20 protein-coding genes are annotated in these 23,726 nt (G+C 35.0%); 14 read left to right on the forward strand and 6 right to left on the reverse strand.

Annotated features, from left to right (window positions below):
* Positions 1 to 22 precede the first annotated feature (22 nt).
* From ACFOZ1_RS08880 to lacZ, 13 genes are all read left to right on the forward strand, one after another.
* Positions 23 to 919, forward strand: coding sequence for a hypothetical protein (locus ACFOZ1_RS08880; protein ID WP_390198576.1), 897 nt, complete (start codon positions 23 to 25; stop codon positions 917 to 919).
* A 10-nt stretch (positions 920 to 929) separates the two neighbouring features.
* The gene (locus ACFOZ1_RS08885; RefSeq protein ID WP_390198578.1) at positions 930 to 1,397 is read left to right on the forward strand and encodes a hypothetical protein; all 468 of its coding nucleotides are present in this window, start codon (positions 930 to 932) and stop codon (positions 1,395 to 1,397) included.
* A gap of 225 nt (positions 1,398 to 1,622) precedes the next feature.
* Positions 1,623 to 2,114, forward strand: a complete 492-nt coding sequence (locus ACFOZ1_RS08890) for a DUF2975 domain-containing protein (RefSeq protein ID WP_390198580.1) — start codon at positions 1,623 to 1,625, stop codon at positions 2,112 to 2,114.
* Positions 2,115 to 2,123: 9 nt separating this feature from the next.
* Positions 2,124 to 2,345 carry a helix-turn-helix domain-containing protein gene (locus ACFOZ1_RS08895; protein WP_390198582.1) on the forward strand — a complete coding sequence of 74 codons (222 nt, stop codon included), beginning with the start codon at positions 2,124 to 2,126 and terminating at the stop codon, positions 2,343 to 2,345.
* Between the two features lie 15 nt (positions 2,346 to 2,360).
* Complete coding sequence (locus tag ACFOZ1_RS08900; RefSeq protein ID WP_390198583.1) at positions 2,361 to 3,194, forward strand: DUF817 domain-containing protein; 834 nt, start codon at positions 2,361 to 2,363, stop codon at positions 3,192 to 3,194.
* On the forward strand, positions 3,194 to 3,946 hold the full coding sequence (locus ACFOZ1_RS08905; protein WP_390198998.1) for an isoprenyl transferase: 753 nt from the start codon (positions 3,194 to 3,196) through the stop codon (positions 3,944 to 3,946). Before ACFOZ1_RS08900 ends, ACFOZ1_RS08905 begins: the two co-directional genes overlap by 1 nt.
* A 158-nt stretch (positions 3,947 to 4,104) precedes the next feature.
* Positions 4,105 to 5,445 carry an MATE family efflux transporter gene (locus ACFOZ1_RS08910; RefSeq protein ID WP_390198584.1) on the forward strand — a complete coding sequence of 447 codons (1,341 nt, stop codon included), beginning with the start codon at positions 4,105 to 4,107 and terminating at the stop codon, positions 5,443 to 5,445.
* A 33-nt stretch (positions 5,446 to 5,478) separates the two neighbouring features.
* Positions 5,479 to 6,297 carry a MerR family transcriptional regulator gene (locus ACFOZ1_RS08915; RefSeq protein ID WP_390198585.1) on the forward strand — a complete coding sequence of 273 codons (819 nt, stop codon included), beginning with the start codon at positions 5,479 to 5,481 and terminating at the stop codon, positions 6,295 to 6,297.
* 152 nt (positions 6,298 to 6,449) lie between these two features.
* Positions 6,450 to 7,211, forward strand: coding sequence for an IclR family transcriptional regulator (locus tag ACFOZ1_RS08920; RefSeq protein WP_390198587.1), 762 nt, complete (start codon positions 6,450 to 6,452; stop codon positions 7,209 to 7,211).
* Between the two features lie 14 nt (positions 7,212 to 7,225).
* Positions 7,226 to 8,374 carry a galactonate dehydratase gene (gene dgoD, locus ACFOZ1_RS08925; RefSeq protein ID WP_390198589.1) on the forward strand — a complete coding sequence of 383 codons (1,149 nt, stop codon included), beginning with the start codon at positions 7,226 to 7,228 and terminating at the stop codon, positions 8,372 to 8,374.
* A gap of 11 nt (positions 8,375 to 8,385) precedes the next feature.
* Complete coding sequence (locus ACFOZ1_RS08930; RefSeq protein WP_390198590.1) at positions 8,386 to 9,339, forward strand: sugar kinase; 954 nt, start codon at positions 8,386 to 8,388, stop codon at positions 9,337 to 9,339.
* 15 nt (positions 9,340 to 9,354) lie between these two features.
* Positions 9,355 to 9,981: a bifunctional 4-hydroxy-2-oxoglutarate aldolase/2-dehydro-3-deoxy-phosphogluconate aldolase gene (locus ACFOZ1_RS08935; RefSeq protein ID WP_390198592.1), complete on the forward strand. Its 627-nt coding sequence runs from the start codon at positions 9,355 to 9,357 to the stop codon at positions 9,979 to 9,981.
* Between the two features lie 16 nt (positions 9,982 to 9,997).
* Positions 9,998 to 13,114 carry a beta-galactosidase, LacZ type gene (lacZ, locus tag ACFOZ1_RS08940; protein WP_390198594.1) on the forward strand — a complete coding sequence of 1,039 codons (3,117 nt, stop codon included), beginning with the start codon at positions 9,998 to 10,000 and terminating at the stop codon, positions 13,112 to 13,114.
* Positions 13,115 to 13,194: 80 nt separating this feature from the next.
* Here lacZ and ACFOZ1_RS08945 read toward each other — a convergent pair whose 3' ends face one another.
* From ACFOZ1_RS08945 to ACFOZ1_RS08965, 5 genes are all read right to left on the reverse strand, one after another.
* Positions 13,195 to 14,022 (reverse strand): carbohydrate ABC transporter permease, encoded by an 828-nt coding sequence (locus tag ACFOZ1_RS08945; RefSeq protein ID WP_390198595.1) that lies wholly within the window; start codon positions 14,020 to 14,022, stop codon positions 13,195 to 13,197.
* A complete protein-coding gene (locus ACFOZ1_RS08950; RefSeq protein WP_390198597.1) occupies positions 14,019 to 14,933 on the reverse strand; it encodes a carbohydrate ABC transporter permease in 915 nt (304 codons plus the stop codon). Before ACFOZ1_RS08950 ends, ACFOZ1_RS08945 begins: the two co-directional genes overlap by 4 nt.
* Before the next feature lie 88 nt (positions 14,934 to 15,021).
* Complete coding sequence (locus tag ACFOZ1_RS08955; RefSeq protein WP_390198599.1) at positions 15,022 to 16,338, reverse strand: ABC transporter substrate-binding protein; 1,317 nt, start codon at positions 16,336 to 16,338, stop codon at positions 15,022 to 15,024.
* 245 nt (positions 16,339 to 16,583) lie between these two features.
* Positions 16,584 to 18,230: a sensor histidine kinase gene (locus ACFOZ1_RS08960; RefSeq protein ID WP_390198601.1), complete on the reverse strand. Its 1,647-nt coding sequence runs from the start codon at positions 18,228 to 18,230 to the stop codon at positions 16,584 to 16,586.
* Positions 18,231 to 18,354: 124 nt separating this feature from the next.
* The gene (locus tag ACFOZ1_RS08965; RefSeq protein WP_390198603.1) at positions 18,355 to 19,890 is read right to left on the reverse strand and encodes a response regulator transcription factor; all 1,536 of its coding nucleotides are present in this window, start codon (positions 19,888 to 19,890) and stop codon (positions 18,355 to 18,357) included.
* Between the two features lie 202 nt (positions 19,891 to 20,092).
* Between ACFOZ1_RS08965 and ACFOZ1_RS08970 the strand changes: the two genes are divergently transcribed.
* Positions 20,093 to 20,503 carry a (deoxy)nucleoside triphosphate pyrophosphohydrolase gene (locus ACFOZ1_RS08970; protein ID WP_390198605.1) on the forward strand — a complete coding sequence of 137 codons (411 nt, stop codon included), beginning with the start codon at positions 20,093 to 20,095 and terminating at the stop codon, positions 20,501 to 20,503.
* 351 nt (positions 20,504 to 20,854) lie between these two features.
* On the opposite strand, the gene ACFOZ1_RS08975 is transcribed toward ACFOZ1_RS08970, so the two are convergent.
* Positions 20,855 to 23,677 carry a DEAD/DEAH box helicase gene (locus tag ACFOZ1_RS08975; protein WP_390198607.1) on the reverse strand — a complete coding sequence of 941 codons (2,823 nt, stop codon included), beginning with the start codon at positions 23,675 to 23,677 and terminating at the stop codon, positions 20,855 to 20,857.
* Between the last annotated feature and the right edge of the window lie 49 nt (positions 23,678 to 23,726).

Raw genomic sequence — 23,726 nt, forward strand, 5'->3', positions numbered from 1 at the left:
CAAATGAGAGGAGAAAAAAATGTTGAGTAAAGAATTATATACTACTTTAGAAGAAATACGAGGATGTTTTAAAACAGGTGGTAACTCAAAGATTTCAATAAATGGGCATGCTAGAATTCTTAATTTGGCAATAAATAAAGGAGGCGTGGATGATTTAAAACATTTTGTTGATGAACAAAAAATAGATGTAAGAAAATTTGGGTATGCGCAGGATGTTAAATCTGATGTGAATAGAATGGCAAAGAAACTCACAAGAAAAGTTTTGAATTATCCAAACAAAGAGTACGGTCCTAAAGATATAGAAATGCTATTGGATATTTGTACTTTATTGGAACGATATGTTCAGGATACTACTTATTTGCAAGATCATAATTATGTTTATTCTAAACATGGATTAGTAATTGATGTAAATAAACTTGATAAGCTAACTAAAAAATTTAGAAATGAGTTAATAAATTATCATGAAGGAGATAGAAAAGATATGTTAATTAACACTTTAAATAAAGATATTCAATTTTTGACTAATGAGGAAATTTATGAAAATATGATTGAAATTTCCCCGGACTTTTACAAAGACGAAATCGATAAAGATGCAGTTATTAAGCATTTCCCCTCCTTTGGATTGCTTAGTGGAGACATTAAATTTGTAGAATTAGAACGAGAAGATTCAGAGGATGAAGAATTGTTGGAAACAATTGGATTATTTATATTTAAGCAACCAACAGAAAATGGATTTTCTACTTATACCATAGTAATTGTAGATGCAAATTATAATGAATTCGAGCATACTACTACGATATTTAAAACTGTGGATAAAGCTAGTTTCCCCCTATATATTCAGAATCTTTTCAATGAGTATGAAATTGATTATATAACTGGTAAAAATGCAGAGAATTTACTGATTTTACTAAATGAATAGGAGGTTTATTATGATTACTAGTATAATGAAAAACACTGTTGACTATAAGGAATTAATTAACCAAATTGTTAAAAATAAACTAACCTTTAGAATCTTATTTATTAATAATAATATAAATTCTAAAATAATATCAAGTACGGAGACAATAGCGTTTAAAAGAGATGCTTGCGAACAAGGTGATGGCATATTTATTGTAGAAAAGATTTCTAACAGAAATTATATTGTGGGATTATATTTTCTAAAGTGGAAATTAGATAGAGATGAAATACCACCTTCTATTTTTGAGAATCATAACAATTTTGTTTCATTTTGGGAAGTTGAGGGCGAACAGTTCTCTAAACCTATTGATTTAAAAGAAACTATAGAAGATTTGGAAAGTTATTATGGGACATTTCTTAATAATATAAATAGAAAGCTACAACCAGAAACTGTATTAAAAATTTTAAAGTTAAATAATAACAATAAATATATAGTGTAATTTATTTTAAAAAGTAAACTTATAATTGATATACATTAATAAATAGTTTGAAGTATAAAAAGGTGTAATACCATCTGATTAAATAAAATGGTATACATCTTTTTTCTTTTTTTGCATAAAACGCCACAATTTGACAAAAATAATATATAAAAACGTTAAAAATTTATTGATTTACGATAAATACTTTGCTATTATCGATATAGAATAATGAATGAGGTGATTTTTTTGAAACAAGTGTCCACATCATTTTTGAAATTAGTTGTGATGCTGATTGGTGTACCAGCATTTGTATTAGGCGTATTTACATTGCCGAAAATTGCACTAAAAGCAATCGAAGAAGTTCAAAATGGAGGAGAACTTGGTTATATTGTATTACTTACATTACTAATTATGTATATTTCCGCAGTGCCATTTTATCTTGCCTTATTTCAAACGATTAAATTATTAGGATATATCGATAGCAATCAAGCATTCTCTGATTTGTCTGTCGTTGCATTAAAAAAGATTAAGAATAGCTCCAAAATAATCAGTTGTTTATACTTACTTGCATTGCCATTTGCTTATATGATTGCGGAGTGGGATGATGCGCCTGGACTTATTGTCATTGGACTTGTCATCATGGGATCCTCACTCGTTGTAGCAGTTTTTGCTTCTGTTCTTCAGCGATTATTAGAAGAGGCAATTAACATCAAATCGGAAAATGATTTAACAGTCTGAGGTGAAAACATGGCGATTATTATTAATATAGATGTAATGTTAGCAAAAAGAAAAATGAGTGTGACAGAATTGTCGGATCGTGTTGGAATCACAATGGCGAATCTTTCTATTTTGAAAAATGGGAAAGCGAAAGCAATCAGACTCCAAACACTCGAGGCAATATGCAAAGCGTTAGACTGTCAACCTGGAGATATATTGGAATATAGAAAGGACGAAGAATTAAAAGAGTGATGGAGGTTGTATGGGATGAATGAGCTAGTGATGTCCACACCATTAAGAAAAAAAGTCATACACATGTGTGCACAATTGTTTCGATTTGGTATGGAACAGGCAAAATCTTGTGTGTTTCCTGTCGTCATCTTTGGTTCACTTGCACTCACGCAATGGATTTCTCTTCCTTTTTTGCCTCGATATGATTGGCTACTTCTGATTTTTTTGCTGATGCAGTGGTGGATGTATCGTTCAGGACTAGAGACTGCGGATGAGCTGAAAGTTATTACTCTTTTTCACCTTATTGGTTTAGCACTTGAGCTATTCAAAGTCCATATGGGTTCATGGTCATATCCAGAAGAAGGGTATAGCAAAGTTTTTGGTGTTCCGTTGTATAGTGGCTTTATGTATGCAAGTGTGGCGAGTTACTTATGCCAAGCATGGAGACGACTTCGAGTAGAGCTTGAGAATTGGCCTCCTTTTATCATTGTTGTGCCACTTGCTGCAAGTATTTATTTGAACTTTTTTACACATCATTATGTTATAGATATCCGTTATTTTCTTGCAGTGCTTGTCCTTCTCGTATTTTGGAAGGCAAGGGTCACATATGAAGTAGGTGGCATTCGCTACAAAATGCCGATTGCACTCTCCTTTTTTCTCATTGGATTTTTTATTTGGATTGCTGAGAATATTGCTACATTTTTTGGGGCATGGGAATATCCGAATCAAAGCGATGCGTGGAGTCTTGTGCATTTAGGAAAAGTGAGTTCATGGGTATTGTTACTCATTGTGAGCTTTCTTATTGTTGCTACATTAAAGAATGTGAAGCATACGAATAATTTAAAGACAGGAATGGAATGGAGGAAATAATTATGTTAAAGAAAATCCCATTTTTGAATAATAAAAAAGTATATACAGAAGATGATTTTACACTTGACCATATTGCGATGATTATGGACGGGAATGGTAGATGGGCGAGAAAGCGTGGGCTTCCTAGGGTTGCAGGACATAAAGAGGGAATATCGACAGTAATGAAAGTGGTGAGAGCAGCGTCTTCTCGTAATGTGAAGTATTTGACGTTATATGCTTTTTCTACAGAAAATTGGAAACGACCAAAGGCAGAAGTTGATTTTATTTTGAAATTACCGAAAGAATTCTTGCATGTTTTTTTACCTGAATTGATTGAAAATAATGTGCGTGTGCAAGCAATTGGTGATGTGAATAATCTCCCTGCACATACAAGGGAAGCAATGGCGTATGCAATCGAACGGACAAAGGATAATACAGGGTTGCAACTGAATTTTGCATTGAACTATGGTAGTAGAAGTGAACTCCTTCATGCGATGAAAGAAGTGGTGTCAGATATAAAAGAAGGGAAGTTAGCACAAGAGGATCTCACTGAGGAACATATCGCATCCTATTTATATACAGCAGATATTCCAGAACCAGACTTGCTTATTCGTACTGGTGGCGAGAAGCGTTTGAGTAATTTCTTATTATGGCAATTAGCCTATACAGAATTTCTGTTTACAGATGTCCTATGGCCAGACTTCAATGAAGAGGAATTCTTGCGGGCAATTGAAGAGTATCAACAGCGACATAGGAGATATGGGGGATTGTGAGAATATGCCCCTAAGGAAAACTAGGCTTGCCACTATTTAGATGTGGTGTAGGTCTAGTTTTTTTGTATGTACTGTTATTTCTACTTTTGCTCTTGACTATAGTGTTACTCCATACTTTAGGATAGGTTTATTGTTTTAGGGTAGAGGAGATGTCAGGAATGGAAACACAGCAATTTGAAAAAAATTATACATTAAAATCACTGATTGGATATACTACACCTACCATTGCGGTGATGGTATTTATTTCGATTTATACAATGGTGGATGGGATGTTTGTAGCACGATACGTGAATGCAACGGCATTGTCGGCAATTAATATATTTATGCCATTCTATTCTGTCATATTTGCGATAGCATTAATGCTTGGTACTGGTGGGAGTGCGATTATTGCAAAAAAAATGGGAGAAAAGAATAATAAAGAAGCGCGGAGTAATTTTACGTTTCTTGTAGTATGTGGATTTTTGCTTGGTGTGCTTATTATGATTATAGGGCAAGTGTTTCTTAAGCAGATATTGGGATTGCTTGGGGCGAATGAAACAGCGCAACTTTTCGACTATACGATTACGTATGCGAGAATAATCCTTGCATTTAGTCCGTTCCTTATTCTTCAAGTAATGTTTGAGAACTTTTTTGTGACAGCAGGAAAGCCGAAGTTGAATTTACTCATTACACTAATTGGTGGTGGGTTAAATATTGTGCTTGATTACATATTCATTGCGGTGATGGGCATGGGTATGAAAGGTGCGGCAATAGCGACGGCAATTGGTATTATAGTTCCTGCATTAATAGGGGTTGTATATTTCCTTTTTTCTAAAAATAGTGTCCTACATTTTGTGAAGCCATTAATAGAGAAAAAAGTTCTACTACATGCTTGTATAAATGGCTCATCTGAAATGATGACGAATCTTTCTTCCTCTGTTGTCACGATTGCCTTTAATCTCATGATGTTACATTATATTGGGGTAGATGGTGTTGCTGCTATTACAATTATGCTATATGTAATGATGTTTCTTACACCTATTTTTATGGGATATTCCATTGGTATCGCACCAATTATCAGTTACAAATATGGAAGCAAACAAACGACGCAGTTACAATTTATTGTGAAGAGAAGTTATTTTTTTATTAGTATCAGTTCACTTGCCGTGCTCGTGATGGCGTATGTATTTGGACCATTGTTCATTAAGGCAATGATTGGTGGAGATACGGTTGTCTATTCTATCGCAATAGAGGGCTTTCCTATTTTTAGTTTTGCCTTTTTATTTATGGGCTTGAATATCTTTACATCGATGTTATTTACAGCCCTTTCTAATGGAAAGATCTCAGCTATTGTTTCCTTTTTGAGAATATTGGTATTTGAACTAGGTGGCTTAATCGTGCTGCCATTGGTATTTGGAGTAACAGGGATATGGATGGCGCTACCAATAGCGGAATTTCTCTCTGTACTTGTATGTTTCTATTTTGTAGTAAGAAAGAGACATATGTATGGTTATTTGTAATCATGGTAAAAACGAAAAGAGGTCAAGCGATTTATGGACATTAATCCACAAATTCATTTAACGACAGGTCAATTTGCAAAATTAATGAATGTAAGTAAAGATACATTGTTTTATTATGATAAAATGGGCATCTTTTCACCTGAGCACATTACTTCGAATGGCTATAGATATTATTCTATTTATCAAGCGGATGTGTTCCATACGATAGCGACATTGAAGGAATTAGATATGCCGTTAAAGGACATAAAAGTATATCTAGATCATCGTTCCCCAGAAAAATTGATTGAGGTATTAGAAGCGGAAGAGAAGACCATCACTAGAAAAATGCAACAATTAGAAAAAATGAAGGTGTTAGTAAAGGAAAAGATAGCAATTACGCAAGAAGCGATTGCAATTAATACATCCGACATCACTGTAGAGTATAAGGATGTAGAAGATTTCCTTATTGTGACAAATGCTAAAGCTATTACTAGTGAGAAGAATATCTACGATTGTATTCAACGTCATTATACAAATTTAGAAAAGTTGGATATTACCACAGTGACTGAGGGATGGATGATTCGTGTCGAACATATTCTAAGTGGAGATAATTTGAGATATGATTATCTCTATTCGAAAGTAAATAATGCAGGGGATAAGAATTTCAGTAAGAAAAAAGGTCGTTATTTAACTGCCTATCATACGAGTGGATATGCAACCATTGAGGAGACATATACGAGATTACTTAAGTATGCGAACGATTATGATTTAAACCTTCACGGGTACTTTTATGAGGATATATTGTTGGACGAATTATCTGTGAAAGGATTTGATAAGTATTTGATAAAGATTTCGGTGTTGGTGGGGGACTAGAGAATGGAATACCTTTTAACAAGTAAGCAGTACTTGTTAAAAGGTATTTTTTTGTAGAATATCTTGACGAATGGATGAGTAATTAGATAAAATAAATATATTCCATTATAAAGAATCATGTTCCGTATTGTGGAACAATTAAGGGGTGTTTTATGTCACAAGTGCAATCAGTTGAACGGACATTTACTATTCTAGAATTACTTGCGCAGTATCCAAACGGTATTCGAATTACGGAATTAGCAAGTGAAATGGACTTAGCTAAAAGTACTGTTCACCGACTTTTGAAAACGTTATCAAATAGAGGGTATGTCCAACAAACACATAATGGACACTATCAACTAGGGATACAATGTTTGGTATTAGCAAGTTCATTGCTTAATGACTTGGATATCCGTTCATTAGCTAAAGATTCCTTAGAATTGTTAGCAGCAAGTTCTAAAGAGGTGGTGCATTTATGTATCCACGATAGACAAGAAGTTGTTTATGTCGATAAGGTGGAGAGTAATCAGACCATCCGTATGTATTCACAAATTGGAAAAAGAGCATATATGCATTGTACAGGAGTGGGGAAGGCCTTATTAACAGGTTTCAAAGAACAGGAAATTGAACAATTGATTACAGATAAAGGATTGCCTGTGTTTACAGATACAACTATCACAACGAAGGAAAAATTGTTAGAAGAATTAGATATGATTAAGGAAAGCGGATATGCAATAGATGAACAAGAACATGAAAATGGAATTCGGTGTATTGCTGCACCAATCTATGATTATAGTGGGAAGGTTGTTGCAGCTATTAGTATTGCAGGTCCAATTGATAGAATGACAAAAGAAAGAGTGAATGGTGAATTAGCTGTGGAAATAAAAAAACATAGTGCACGTATTTCTAGTAAATTAGGATATGTCTCTAATTAGGGAGAATGGAAAATATGAAAATAACAAATATTGAAACATTTATCGTGCCACCGAGATGGTGCTTTGTGAAGATCGAGACAGATGAAGGAATTACTGGATGGGGAGAGCCTGTAATTGAGGGAAAAGCTGCTACTGTAGAAACAGCAGTAAAGGAGCTATCCACATATTTAATAGGAAGAGATCCATTAAAAATTGAGGATCATTGGAATGTGATGTATCGTGCTGGATTTTACCGAGGTGGTCCTATATTAATGAGTGCGATTGCCGGGCTAGATCAAGCTTTATGGGATATTAAAGGGAAATTTTTTGACACACCCGTGTATCAATTATTAGGTGGTGCCTGTCGAGATACGATTCGAGTATATTCCTGGATTGGTGGAGATCGACCGAGTGATGTAGGGAAAGCCGCAACACAAGTAGTAGATGCAGGATTTACAGCAGTAAAAATGAATGCGACAGAAGAACTCCAATATGTAGATTCCTATGAAAAAATAGATCGTGTTGTAGATCGAATTGCATCTGTACGCGAAGCTGTAGGTAAATATGTGGGTATTGGTATCGACTTTCATGGCAGGGTCCATAAACCAATGGCAAAAATTTTAGCAAAGGAATTAGAACCTTTTCGCCCAATGTTTATTGAAGAACCAGTATTACCAGAAAATAACGAGGCATTAGCTGAGATTACAAAACATACAAGTATTCCAATTGCAACTGGTGAAAGAATGTATTCACGTTGGGATTTTAAACCACTTTTTGAATCAGGTTATGTAGATATCATTCAACCAGATTTGTCACATGCAGGTGGTATTACAGAAGTGAAGAAAATAGCATCAATGGCAGAGGCGTATGATATTGCAATTGCACCACATTGCCCCTTAGGTCCAATTGCGCTTGCAGCGTGTTTGCAAGTGGATGCAACGACACACAATGCCTTTATTCAAGAACAAAGTTTAGGCATTCATTATAACAAAGGAAACGATTTAATGGATTATATTGTAGATAAATCTGTATTTGATTATCAAAATGGTCATGTAAATATCCCACAAGGGCCAGGGTTAGGAATTGAAATTAATGAAGATAAAGTAAGGGAAATGTCTAAAAATGGTCATGATTGGCGTAATCCAGTCTGGAGACACAAAGATGGCACAGTTGCAGAATGGTAGGAGGGATACAAATGGACGTAGTAACTATTGGAGAAAGTATGGCATTGTTTACCCCGAATACAGAGGGAAAAATGAGATATGCCAATACATTTTCTAGAAAATTTGCAGGGGCAGAAACCAATATAGCGATTGGATTACAACGGTTAGGTTATCAAACTGGTTGGATTAGTAGAATTGGTGAAGATGAACTAGGAGAGGCATTACTTTCCTTTGTGCGAGGAGAAGGTGTAGATGTTTCGCAAGTTACACGAGATGCATCCTTACCGACAGGGGTCTATTTTAAAGAGCTACGTCATGAACAAGATGTGAGAGTGTATTATTACAGAGCGGGTTCTGCTGCTAGCCAGTTATCACAGAAAGATATAGATGAGAAGTATATTGCAAATGCAAGATACCTACATGTTACAGGAATTACTCCTGCATTAAGTGAAACTTGTTATGAAACAATTATGTATGCGATATCATTAGCGAATAAACATAATGTACCTGTTGTGTTTGATCCGAATATTAGGGTGAAGCTATGGAGTTCGAAGGAAAAGGCACGTGAAGTGATAAAAACAATTGCAAAGAGAGCAGATATCGTATTGCCGGGAGTTAGTGAAGCTCAGTATATATTCGGCGACTATACCATTTCTGAGTATGCAAATTTCTTTTTAGAAAACGGTCCCTCGAAAGTTGTGTTAAAAGAGGGTAGTAAAGGTGCACATTACTTTACCAAAAATGAAAGCGGATTTGTACCTAGTTTTTCAGTTGATCGAGTGGTAGATCCTGTTGGAGCAGGAGATGGGTTTGCCGCAGGTTTCTTATCAGGACTTTTGGAAGGGTTATCAATGGAAGACGCAGTTACGCGTGGAAACGCCGTTGGTGCAATGGTGACAATGGTTAATGGTGATGTGGAAGGATTACCAAGCATGGAAGAAATTCATTATTTTATTCAAAGAGACAAGGAAGATGTTAGACGATAGAAAGGAGAATGTTGTATGACTGATGTATTAAATAGTATATATGATAATAAATTGGTAGCGATTATAAGAGGTGTGCCTTCTCATCAGATATTACAAGTGGCCCAAGCACTATACACAGGCGGAATACGAATAGTAGAAATAACGGTTGATACACCGAATGTGTTACAAGTGATTGAACAGGTTAGAAAAGAGTACGATGGTAAAATGATTGTCGGTGCGGGAACTGTATTAGATGCAGAAACGGCAAGGGCTGCCATTATGGCAGGTTCTCAATTCATTTTTTCACCTACAGTAAATGAAAATACGATAAAAATTGCAAAAAGATATGGTGTCATTAGTATTCCAGGGGCAATGACTCCAACAGAGATTTTAACAGCATATGAATTTGGAGGAGATATTGTGAAGGTCTTCCCGGCAACGGCGTTAGGTGCCAATTATTTAAAAGACGTCAAAGGGCCGCTACCTCAAATTCCGTTAATGCCAACTGGAGGAGTACAGCTTGACAATATGTCTGACTATTTCGAAGTAGGAGCAGTTGCTGTAGGATTAGGAAGTGCTTTAGTGAAAAAGCTTCCGAACTATGGAGAGAAAGAGTTAAGTGAACTAACAGAAAGAACCAAATTATTCGTCAACCAAATATAGAACAGGAGTGCATCACATGATAAAAGATTGGGAGAATGTATCTGTATTACATCGTAACCGTCAACCAGCTAGAGCACACTATATTCCTTATACTAATCTCAGTACTGCATGGACAGGACAAAGGCATAATTCTGAATATGTTACATTGCTAAATGGTAAATGGAAATTTGCCTATTTTCAGACACCAGAAGAAGCTTCCTTTCATATGGAGAAGATGGAACATATAGAATGGGATGAATTATATGTTCCTTCAAATTGGCAAACACAAGGATATGGAAAGCCGCATTATACCAATAAACAATATCCATTCCCCATCGATCCACCTAGGGTTCCGACTGAAAACCCTACTGGCGTATATCAGAGGGAATTTAAGATTGATTCTACCTGGGACAAAAAGAATATTTTTCTACGTTTTGAAGGGGTCGATAGTGCTTTTCACCTTTGGGTTAATAATAAGGAGGTTGGCTATAGTCAAGGCAGTCGAATTCCAGCTGAATTTGATATTACGAACGTCGCAAAAGTTGGGGTAAATACAATTGTAGTAAAAGTATATCAGTGGTCTGATGCTAGCTATATTGAAGATCAGGATATGTGGTGGTTAAGTGGTATTTTCCGTGATGTATATGTAATGGCACGACCACAAGTATATATCCAAGATGTCTTTGTTAAAACAGACTTGGATAGTGCATATCAGAATGCAGTATTGTCTATCGAATCAACACTTAATCAGGCCTCAGTGGCAGGTTACCACATCGAATATCAATTGTATAACGCAAATAACGAACTTGTGATGCAAGAAGAGAGGATAATTAGCACACAAGAGATAACACACTCTTGTTCCATTACCAATCCTGTTAAATGGAGTGCAGAGAATCCATATTTGTATCAGCTATTTTTATCCGTAAAAAAAGATGGGAAAACAATGGAGGTCATACCAATTAAGGTAGGGTTTCGTTCCATTGAATTGAAGGATGGCTTACTTTTGGTGAATGGAAAAGCAATTAAATTAAAAGGGGTGAATCGGCATGATCACCACCCCGATTATGGGAAGGCTGTTCCAATTGACTGGATGATAGAAGATGTAAAAATGATGAAACAGCATAACATCAATGCAGTACGAACTGCGCATTATCCAAATGATCCTGCATTCTATAAATTATGTGATGAGTACGGCTTGTATGTAATCGATGAAGCAGATCTAGAATGCCATGGCTTTGAATACATTGGAAAACCGCATGAAATAAGTGAGGATAGCGAGTGGCAAGAAGCGTATCTTGACCGCATGATTCGTATGGTTGAACGTGACAAAAATCATCCTTGTATTATTATGTGGTCATTAGGAAATGAATCTGGATATGGAAAGAATCATGATGCAATGTATCAGTGGACAAAGAAACGTGATCCATCCCGACTTGTTCATTATGAAGGGGAATGCCGTACAATAATGAATGCGAGTGATAAGAACCCTAATGAAGATCCTGTCTCCTCAGATGTGTTTACGACAATGTATACAGATATCGATATACTGGAACGAGTAGGGAAAAAAGGAAACTTAAAAACACCGCATATTGTATGTGAATATGCCCACGCAATGGGAAATAGTCCTGGCGCATTGAAGGAATACTGGGAGACCTTTTATCGTTATCCAAGACTTCAAGGTGGTTTTGTTTGGGAATGGATGGATCATGGTATTCGCAAAACAACCGAATCAGGGGAAGAGTACTTCGCATATGGCGGCGATTTCGGTGACGAGCCTAACGATTCCAACTTTGTGATGGATGGATTAGTCATGTCTGATCATACCCCATCCCCAGCTCTGTTAGAGTATAAAAAGGTATTAGAGCCTGTTATCGTAGAACGTGTAGAATGGGATAAGCAGACTGTCTATGTGACAAATCGATATGACTTTATCTCACTTAATCATTTACAATTAGTGTGGACAGTCGAAGTCGATGGAAGAATTCTAGACAGTAACGTTGTGTGCTTAGAAGGAACCCAACCATGGGAAACGAAAGCAGTGAAGTTAGATTATACGCTTCCTTATCAAATATCGGCAAATACCGATTATTATGTAAATATACAATTTGTTTTAGCAAGAGACACGATATGGGCAAAAAAAGGCTATGAATTAGCATGGGCGCAATATCAAATTCCAACAAAAGCCACATTACCACCATTACCAAGACTACAATGTCACACGCTTAAAGTGAAGGAGCAAAATAGTTGTTTACAAGTCATAGGAGAAGATTTTACCATTTCCTTTAATAAAATCAGCGGTCAGTTGAGTGAATGGGTGTATCGTGGGGAAAAGCTTCTTACGCAATCACCACAGTTAAATTTTTGGCGTGCTTTGATTGATAATGATATGTATGAGACGAATCAATGGAAACCTGTTAGTAATAAAAAGTATTGGGAACAATATGGTCTCCACTTGTTGCAACATCGACTTGAACGTATTGAATATGAAATGGATCTAGATAACAAAAAGGTGAAAGTGGAAACAAAACTAAGAATAGCACCACCGAAATTAGCGTGGTCAATTGACACGAGCTATAGTTATGAAATATATGCTAGTGGTGATGTGAAAGTGACTGTTAGTGGAGAACTAAATGGAGATACACCAGCATATTTCCCTAGAATCGGTTTACAAATGAAAATGCCACAAGTGTTTGACATTGTCAAATGGTATGGTAGGGGACCTGGAGAAGCGTATGTAGATAGTAAAGAAGCAAATCGATTTGGTATATGGCATCGAAATGTCGATCAATTATTTACAAATTACGCTGTCCCACAGGAAAATGGTAATCGACACCAAACAAAATGGATGTCGTTATCAGAAGAAAAGGGACAAGGGTTACTTATTATAGGTGCACCAGAGTTTGATTTTAGTGTTCAAAAGTATGATAGAAAGAACATAGACGAGGCAAGACACACACATGAATTGAAGAAACAAGATAGTTTAACAGTACATGTGGATTATAAGCAACATGGATTAGGATCAGCAAGTTGTGGGCCAGACGTTTTGAAGAAATATCAACTGAACGCAGAAGATTTCATTTTTTCCATTCGTATCGTTCCTTTTTCTGTTAGTGAAGACCCGACTTATTTAGCCAAGACAATTTTAACAAATTAATCTAATAATATAAAAAAGCTCTATTGAAGGAAAATAAATTCCTTAATAGAGCTATTTCTTTGATTACTCTTAACTACATCTTATCCTTTTACAGAACCCATCATACCAGCGACAAAGTATCTCTGCATTAAGAAGAATACGAGTGCAGTTGGCAATGTTGCGACAACAATCGCTGTCATGATTACACCATAATCAGGCGTGTAACCAGCACCTAAATTAGAAATCAATAATGGTATTGTTTGTTTTTCAGGTGATTGCAATACAACTAATGGCCATAAGTAATTGTTCCAACTGTTCATAAAAGCGATAATCGATGCTGCTGCATATGTTGTTTTCATTGTAGGCATATAGATACGGAAAAAGATGCCCCATTCACTTAATCCATCGATTCGCCCAGCTTCTACCAATTCTCTAGCAAACATTTTTGTATTTTGTCTAAAGAAGAAGATGAAGAAAGCCGTGATAATGGTTGGTAAAAAGGCAGCTGCTAATGTGTCCAATCCAATGAACGGAGCATCAGCCGAAATACGACCAAACAAACGATATAAAGGAATCATGATTGCTGCAAATGGAATCATCATTGACAGAATCAGAATGCTGAATATCATATCTTTTCCTTTGGATCGATAAATCTCGAATCCATAGCCTGCTAACGAACCAATTAATAATGTTAATATTGTGGTTATAATCGCGATAATAAAGGAGTTCCATAAAGCAATACCAATCTGAGTCTGCTCTATTAGTTTGTTTATATTTTCTATCAAGTGCCCACCAGGAAGTAAACGGCCTGCGGTGACATCTACGGACTTATTTGTCATACTGATTAACATCCACAAGAATGGAAAGATAGATACTAAGGATGCAATACTTAAAAATATATAGGTAAATACTCGCTTTATCTTTTTCATTCTTTATCACCTGCCACTTTAAACTGAATAAAGGATAGAATTACAACAAGAATCAAAATCACATAGGATACCGTTGCCGCATATCCAAAGTCTGGTGTATATTCAAAAGATAAATTGTAAATATACATAGATATGGTCATTGTTGAGTTACCAGGACCACCACTTGTAATATTCATTACTTCATCAAATAATTGTAGTGTACCTATCGTGGATACAATAGAAGTAAATAATATGATTGGCTTCAGTAACGGTATAGTAATAAAGAAAAATTGTTGGAATGCACTAGCCCCATCAATTCGTGCTGCTTCATACATCGATCTATCTACATTTTGTAATGCAGATAAGTAAAAAATCATGTTATAACCTGTCCATCTCCATGTTATTGCGATAATAATCGTAACCTTCGCCCAAAATGGATCTGAAAGCCAAGCGATAGGAGAAGATATCAGATTAAGATTAATTAGAAAATCATTCACTAAACCGTTGTTACCAAATAAATATTTAAAAATTACTGCATATGCTACAAGGGAAGTAACTGCAGGTAAGAAAATAGCAGTACGAAAAAACCCTTTGAATTTTAATGTAGGATCATTTAATAATACGGAAAAAATTAAAGCTAATACAATCATCACTGGTACTTGGATTAATAAGTATAATACTGTATTAGTTAATGCCGTAATGAAAGTAGGATCATTAAATAACCTTACATAGTTGTCGAATCCAACATAGTCTAAGTTTGCACCCATTCCTGATTGTAATGATAGCAAAAATGCCTGAATCATCGGGTAGAAGTAAAATAATGAAATACCAATAATAGATAACAGGATGAATAACCATCCAATATAATTTCTTTTTAAACGTTGAAGTATTGGTTTTTTTTGATTAGAAGTTGTGTTTATCGATTGACTCATAGCGATCCCCCTTATTCATTGAACATGATGGTAAGAAAGCCCTTAAGAAAAGCGATTCCTGAGGTATCTCTTAAGGACTTTCTATCAATTATTTAAATTGGTTTTCAGCTTGAGCTTGTGCATCAGCTAACATATCTTCTAAGCTCTTGCCATCTAGGTATTGTTGAATTTCAGCAGATAAAATATCTTCAATACCATATGTGTTCATACCATAATCAACTTGTGGAATTTCTTCCATCCATTGAGAGATTTCATAGATTACTTTTTGACCGCCAAAGTATTCATTTTCGTACTGGTATGCATCACCTTCTGATGCTGGTTTATACGTACCAATAGCGCCTACTTCTGTTAATAATTCTTGATAGAATTCAGAATTTGATCCAAAAGTTTTTCCAAGGAATTCAGCTGCTGCTTCTTTCCCATCAATATTAAGTACGTACCAAGAGCTACCACCTTGGTTTGAAGCATTTGCTGCACCTTCCATATCTAAGCGAGGTGTTGGAGCGACTTTCCAAAGACCAGACTGAGATGCTTCTGCTTCAATACTTGGTGCAATCCAGTTACCTGCTGGAACGGATGCAACATCACCACTATTAAAAGCAGCTAAATATTGACTCCAGTCAGAAACTAAATGTACTAAATCATTTGACATTAATTCTTTGTAATGTTGAAGAGCTAATTTTAAAGGTTCATTGTCTACTAAATTAATTTTCCCATCTTCAGTTGTATACCAAGTTCCTGTTGTTTGCATCATGACACGTAAAATACCTAAGTCGTTCGGATCAAGTGCAAGCATTGGATGACCTGTTTTTTCTTTAACATCTTTTGCAATGTTAACAAATTGAGCCCATGTAATGTTAACCAAATCATCATGAGTATAACCTGCTTCTTCTAAGTAATCTGTACGATAGAAGAAACCAGTTGCACCTGTATCAAATGGAAGTCCATATTGTTTCCCATCTAAACTAGTTGGAGCAATTTTGTATTCTGCAAAATCCTCTGTATTAAAATAGTCTCCAATTGGATAAAAAGCGTCTGGATAGGATTGGAGAAAGCTTTGTGCACGTTGATCTTCAATTAATACAATATTAGGCATTCCTTTCATTGTTCCAGAACTTAAGCCAGTATTTAATTTCTGAACAATATCATCTTGTGCATTTTCCACAATTTCCATATTAAAATCTTCATTTTCATAATATTCATTCGCAAGGTTTAATGCTGCAATATTAAAGTTTTGGTCCCAAGCCCAAGCAATGATATCTGTTGTTTCTCCGCCTGAAGCATCTTCACCACCATCACTATCTGCGTTTTCCCCATCTGTGTCGTCACCACAAGCAACTAAGATAGCGGCTGTAAATAGTGCTACTAGTAATAACCATAATTTCTTTGATAAAGATTGTTTCATCGGTAAAAACCCCCTAATTGATTTATACTAGTGATGTAAACGTTTCCATCACTGTAATCAAATTGTAACAAATTTGTTTTTAGCCTACTTGTATGATTTTTAGCAAAAAATAAAATTATTTTTAGAATATAATATTATCCTAAAGTGTAGTTGTAATATTTTTAGATTTAGAAAAATTTTTAGATGATTAGATTTCTATAAAAAATAAACTCACCAGCGTATTAAGTCGCTGGTGATAGAGATAGTTAGTTTTTGGCGGGGAGTGTAATGACAACATTTGTCCCTTTTCCGGGTTCACTTGTGATTGTCACTCCATATGATTTTCCATAAAGTAATTGAATTCGTTCGTGAACATTTTTAACACCGATACCGCTAAAGAGTTGTCTTTTCCCTTTAGATTTTACAATATTATTTTCTAATCTATTTGGCACCATCCCATCTCCGTTATCAATGATCTCACAAATGAGCTTATCTTGCTTTTGTGCAATAAGTATTTGAATATAACCAGTTTTTTTCTTTGTAAATGCATGAAAAAAGGCATTCTCAATAAATGGTTGGAGGACAAGCTTTGGAATAGTGAGTGATAAACAGTCTGGTGCGATTAAATAATTTACTCTAATGCGATCACCATATCGTGCCTGATTAATCTGCACATAATTCTTTAAATTTTCCAATTCTTGTTCTACTGTTATTGTTTCATCAATATTACTTAGCGAATTTTGGATAAGAGCAATAAATGAATCAATTGTATTAGAAGCCGTTTCCTTTTTTTCTTGTTTAATCATAAATTTGATAGAAGCAAGTGTATTATATATAAAATGTGGATTAATTTGGTGTTGTAATGCTTCTAATTCTGCCTTTCTTTGCTTTTCTTGTGTGTTCATTAGAATTTGTACATAATCTTGTAGTTCATTTAACATATAATTAAATGCTTTTGCGATTTTTCTTGTTTCATAACCTCCTGTTTCCTTTAATGGTTTCGTGAACTGATATCGAGCCATATCAGATATTTGATGAACAAGTGTGCTAATGCTTACAGTCATTCTTCTTAAAATTAAAAATGTAACAAGAACAGAGATTCCTACTATTACAATACTAATAAAGATGATTTCATTTGTATCCACAAGGTTATTTGACACGACTTTTTGATCAATCAAATTAATGAGATAAATATCTAGGCTAGGTATATATTGCGAGAGTAAAGTGAACTGTTGTCCAAAAACTTCTGCATTACGGTATTCTAATTCTTTTCCTTCAAAACTTTGCGCGTAGTCCAATAATTCCGGCGAAGATTCTCCGATTAAGTTTTGTTGGTTACTTGAAATAATGTCCCCTTTTGGAGTGAGTAGTAACACATTATTTCCTTCACTCGTATAGCTTTCATAAAAATCCCGCAAGTCTTTTTCCGTTAATGAAAAGAATAGATAACCATAAATGTACCCATTTTGAAGTGTCAGAGCTTTAGAAATAATAATCATTGGTACATGATTCGTAACTTCAGAATCTTCAAATTGATAAATCATTTGGTCAGGATTATTTTCCATCCGTGTAATAATTTCATGATTCACTAATTGATCTGCTTGTACAGGCCATTTAATATAATTCATGTTGAAAATATCATTTTGTTTGTTCATGATAATCATATTGGCATCATTAGGATCCACTTCTGCATAGATTCGATTCATTTCATATTTCATATCATAGTAAAGTGAATATTTATCAATAGCAGTCTGGTGATTTTCTAAAAGGGCTTGTTTAATTGTACCGTTCGTATCTACTTCAAGTGATGCGGATACAGTAGATTCAGTGAATTCATCAAATTGTTCTGTTATTTGGTCCATTATTTTGGAATTCGTGATGCTAAACGTATCAATAAATAAATTGCTAGACATACGTATACTACTATACGTGATTAATAAGGATACCATGATAATACTAATAACCATAACTACAAAAATTTTGAAAAATAGAGTGTTTCTCTTGATGATTCGTAAAATGCTACCCATGGTCTAGTCCTCAATTCATCTGTTTATTCAATTTTCGATATTGGCTAGGTGACTGTTTAATAATCCGTTTAAAAACTTTAGTAAAATAACTTGGATTGGAATAGCCCACTTCTTCACTAATCGCTGAAATCGACAAGTCTGATTGAATAAGTATTTCTGCTGCCTTTTTTACTCTTATAGTATTTAAATACTCACTAAATCCTTCCTTATGATGCTTGCTAAAATAACTAGAAAGGTAAGAAGGATTAAAATGAAAGTGATCGGCTAAAGTTTGTAATGTCAAATTTTCATTATAGTGATTCTCGATATAATCTAATATTAATTGAATATTTGTTACGTTTTCGCTTATATCAGGTAGAAGAACTTCATCCACTTTCTTAAGAAAATGTTGAAATGTATTAATGGCATCTTGAACGTGAAATGCATCGTTTATATCAGAAAAGTAGTTATATTTATATGCATCAAGTTCGCTTGTGTCATAATCCATGTTGCCTAGTAAAACAATGATATTAAAGAGGATATTTTCTAACCATGATTTGAATTCGAATACGTCTTTTTCATAGTGATTGGATAATATCTCGATATGTTGATTTACATATTGATATGCTTCTTGAAATTGTTTTCTTTTAAATAAATAAATCATGTGATTTAAATCAAATTGAATGATTTTTTTGTCCCCTTCAGGTAATGTATCAAAAGTTAGAAATACTTGATTTGGTAGATAAAACATATATCTTTGCATTGTAGTATGATTGGTTTCATATATTTTCTTTAAATCATTAACTGAGTCAAAAGTTTTACTAATAAGCCATTTACTTTTGTGTTCAGATGTTGGTTGTTGATTAGAGATAGTTTGGATTTTTTCTTTTATTTTATTAAGGTCATCTTTACTAAAATTGAATAGAATAATCAAGTTATCTTCGTGCAATGGTATTTGATAGCATATAAAATCACTTGTTATATTGCTTAATACGGCTTTTATTCTAGTAGTAGTCCATGTATTAGTGTAGTCCTTTTTAAAAAGTATCTCGAGTATCATAAAGGTATCAAATGTAAATAAATTGCGAATCATTTCCATTTCCCGGATAGATTGATAGCCTTCGACTGTTTTTTTGAGTGCATCTTCAATAGAGTATTTGTTCACTTGAGGACGATGCGTTTTGGTTTGTTCTTGTGTGATTCTGTGTAGTGTATGTAATAAATCTTTCGTATTTAATTTTGGTTTGAGAATGTAATCAGCAACTCCATTTTGGAATGTTTGTTTCACATAATCAAAATCTTCAAAACTACTCAATACTATGATTTCAATGGAAGGGAAATGTTCTTTTACATACTTGACGAGTTCTATACCATCCATTCCTGGCATGACAATATCTGTGATAAGTATGTGTGGTTGGTCTCTATCTAATATTTCAAGCGCTTCTTCCCCATTTGATGCTTCCCCTATTATTTTATATCCTTCATTCTCCCATTCAATATAATTAATGATCCCTTGACGAATAAGCATCTCGTCATCCACTATTAGGACTTTATAGAATTCTTTCACGAATGAAATAGCCCCCTTTTTCATTTACTAAAAATGGAAAGACTTTCGAAACATTTTTATAGTATTATCATATCAAACATTTGGAGAGTATGCTATTTGTTAAAGAAAGCCTTTTCATTATATAAAGAATGACATAGCGGATAAAGATACACATAACTAGATCTGCTATAATAAAACCATCAACTAAATGGAGGCATTCAAAATGAAAAAGACAGTCAATGTAGTAGCTGCTGTGATTCGTAATGAAGCGAATGAGATATTGTGTGCATTGCGGTCACATGAAATGGCTATTCCGAATATGTGGGAATTTCCTGGTGGCAAAGTAGAGGAAGGCGAGAATTATCAGGAAGCGTTAGAGCGTGAGATAGAAGAAGAATTGAAATGTAAAATAAAAGCAGGTGATATCTTAAATAAACATACACATGAATATGAGACGTTCATTATTCATTTAATTGCAATGGATGCAAAAATAGTAGAAGGTACGCCAATCGCAACAGAACATGCGAAGTTAATCTGGTTACCGATTCCGTATTTGCGATCTATTGACTGGGCGCCTGCAGATATACCAGCAGTGAATAAAGTGATGGGGAAAGAAGAGGAAGCACTTGGGTAGTGCTTTCTCTTTTTTTCAGTCTCTACGTTTTTAATCGGTCACTTTCGCTTTTGTTGCGTCTAGCTCAAGTGACCAAAAACTAGGAGACTTCACTAATCAACTATCAATAAGTCATCATCGATTCGCAAGCTCACCGTGATTCCTTTTCCACGGTGAAGCGACTGTAATACCCACAACATAATATGAAGTGTGAAAAGGTAATTCTGTGTTGTGGGTAAACAGTCACTAACACCCTGATAAGTTTCGCTACCAATCAGTCAGAGTTTAACAACTCTGACTGATTGAAGTCTCACTTTATCTCAGTTGGTTCACTCCAGTCCCTACGTTTCTTAACGGGCGTTTCCGCTTTTGTTATACTCTCTCCGTAAATTCTGTATACAGTCGTTCTGGGACTTCGTGTTCTAGTTCTAGCTTTACTTGTATTGGTTGTTCTCCTTGGTAGGATACGGTATTTCCTTTTCCGATATAGATGAAAGGCTCTGTTTTCCCTTTTTCAATTTGTTTGTATTTTCGAACGAATAGGTGCAAATGAATGTGATTTTGTTGATTGAAAAGTATGTTCTTTCCACGCTCGGATGCTTGTCTTGTACTGTTTGGCGTTTCCCATTGGAAATACTTCCGATCTAAAAACATGTCATTGTAGTTGATGCTGTCTTTAATATCCTCTTCTTTATGCAAATCAACGAATAAAAAATATTCCTTCCCATTTGTTAATAATCCTTGGCCTCTGAAGGAAGAGTGTATTTTTCGATAATTAGATAATAATGCTGCATCTATCATTTGATATTGCTCATAAAGCTTCAGGAAAGGTACGCCATAGTAGGTGTTCTTAAATTCTTTATGGTATCTAAAAATACCAAAATGAATGACATCAGCTATCAATCTACTTTTCTCATGATCTGTCTCCACAAACTGTGCGAATGTCTCTGTTTTTGTTAATACACTGTTGTGATGTGTGCAAAGTTTTGGCTTGTTCTTTTGTTGCAAGTGATCATAGAAGTCTTGATTCAAGCATTGGAATGCATGCAACACACTATCTTCGTCGACATCTGCTATTTCCTTTTTAATCTCTTGCATTGCTTGTGGAATAGAGATGGAAGTGTGTGTCAATAGATAACGCAATATCACAAATTCATAGATTCTTTTCAATGGCAGCATACTAGACAATTCTTTTAGTACAGCTTCAAATGTTTCATCATATAACAACACTTTTAGCTGTTCATCCTTCTCTACTTTTGCAACAAACCCGATATATGTCTTCGCTTTATCGATGAATTTGACTGGATCTGGCGCACCATCATATTTGAGATAATTCATTAAGTAAAGCGGTGTGCGACCACTATTCAGTTTTTTGAATTCAAAATACTCTTCTTTCAAATATTTCATCGAATTAAAATTTTCTTGGTCAATTTGTGCAAGAATTCGTTCTTGCGAGATTTCATCTAGTTGGATATGTGTGTTGCCAGGAATGTTCGCAAAGCCTGTCGCAATCGCCACTTTTAAGCTTTCTTTGTCATAATATCTATTTCCATTCAGTGCGAGTGCAATTAAGAATGTTTTACTATGATTACCGATAAAATCAAGCACAGTAAGATAACTTTTCATTGGATGCTTACGTAGCCCTCGCCCTAATTGCTGGATAAATACGATCGGTGAATTCGTCGGCCGTAGCATTAATACAGAATTAATTGATGGAATATCGACACCTTCATTGAAAATATCGACAGTAAAAATGACGGTTAAGGGGTCATTTTCATCTTCTAGACGCGTAATATACATCGCTCGCTTTTCAATGGAATCGTCCCCATCTAAAGCAATACTCGTATAGCCACGCTTGTTAAACTCCTCTGCCATGTATTGTGCATGATCTCTACTTACGCAAAAACCAATACATTTGCGCTTATTCGTGTCATGACTGTAAAACTCCATATTTTCTATGATAAAATCTACGCGCTCGTGTACTTTTAGTCGTTTCGTTATTTCCGCAATATTGTCAATGTCTACATCACTAAGGTCTACCTCGTCAATATCTGTCACACCAAAATAGTGAAATGGAATCACTAAATCTTCTTCTAATGCTTCGTGTAGACGCACTTCTAATGCCACATTGTTATCAAATAAATCGAACACATTATGGTGGTCTGCTCGCTCCGGTGTCGCTGTCATACCTAATGTGAATTGTGGTTGGAAGTACTCCATCACATGTTGATAAGAAGGACTTGTAGCATGGTGTGCTTCATCATAAATAATATAATCAAAAGTATCTGATTGAAATTTCTCGTAATGCTTAGACATTGTACGAATGTTTGCGAATAGATACTCCGCATTGTAGTCTTTTGCGTTACCTGTTAGTAAACCAAAAGTAATCTTCTCATTTGGCAAAAGTAGTTCGAATGTTTCCTTTGCTTTTCGTAAAATTTCCTCACGATGCACAAGAAATAATAGCCGTTTTGGCCTCACATTTTTTACATCGAATGCAGACATATATGTTTTCCCTGTACCTGTTGCAGCGATGACGAGTGCTTTTGTTTCGCCGTATTCTCGTAATCTATGTAAATTATCCATTGCTCTGCGCTGCATATTGTTCGGGATAATATAGGAATCTTTTTGTGCAACAAGTTGTTTTTGCTGTGTGACGACTTGTTCCATTTTCTCGAGCATTTCTTGGTATTTTGTCATAAATTTTGCGTCTGCAACAGTGCTTAGATCCCATATTTCGGCATATTCTTTTAGTATTGTTTGGACAAAATCATCTTCATGCTTAGAAATAATTTCGACATTCCACTCGACATTACTTTTTAATGCGCTCTGGGTAATATTAGAGGAACCGATAAAGATTTTGTAAAAGTCGTCGTATTCAAAAATATATGCTTTTGTATGAAAACCTCTGTCTAATTCATCTGTCACGAATACCTTCAAGTCAATCGTATCAAATGTGTTTATCTTTTCTAATGATTTCACATCCGTAAAATGAAGGTAGGTAGATGTAATAATTTTTCCTTTGACACCTTTTTTTCCTGCTTGTTTCAGTGGATCAAGCAATAATTGAAGTCCACTAAAGTTAATAAACGCTACACTGAAGTAAAATTGTTTACATTCTTGTAAGCTTGACGCGATTTCCTTCAACATATTTCCTGTAGCTGAGTTTGTGATCAGTCGCTTATCTATTTCCAACGAACATGCCCCTCCTAATTTCCGCCATTTCTAGAATCCAAGTTTTACT

The sequence above is a fragment of the Gracilibacillus marinus genome (assembly GCF_042651725.1).
Classification (GTDB): domain Bacteria; phylum Bacillota; class Bacilli; order Bacillales; family Amphibacillaceae; genus Gracilibacillus; species Gracilibacillus marinus.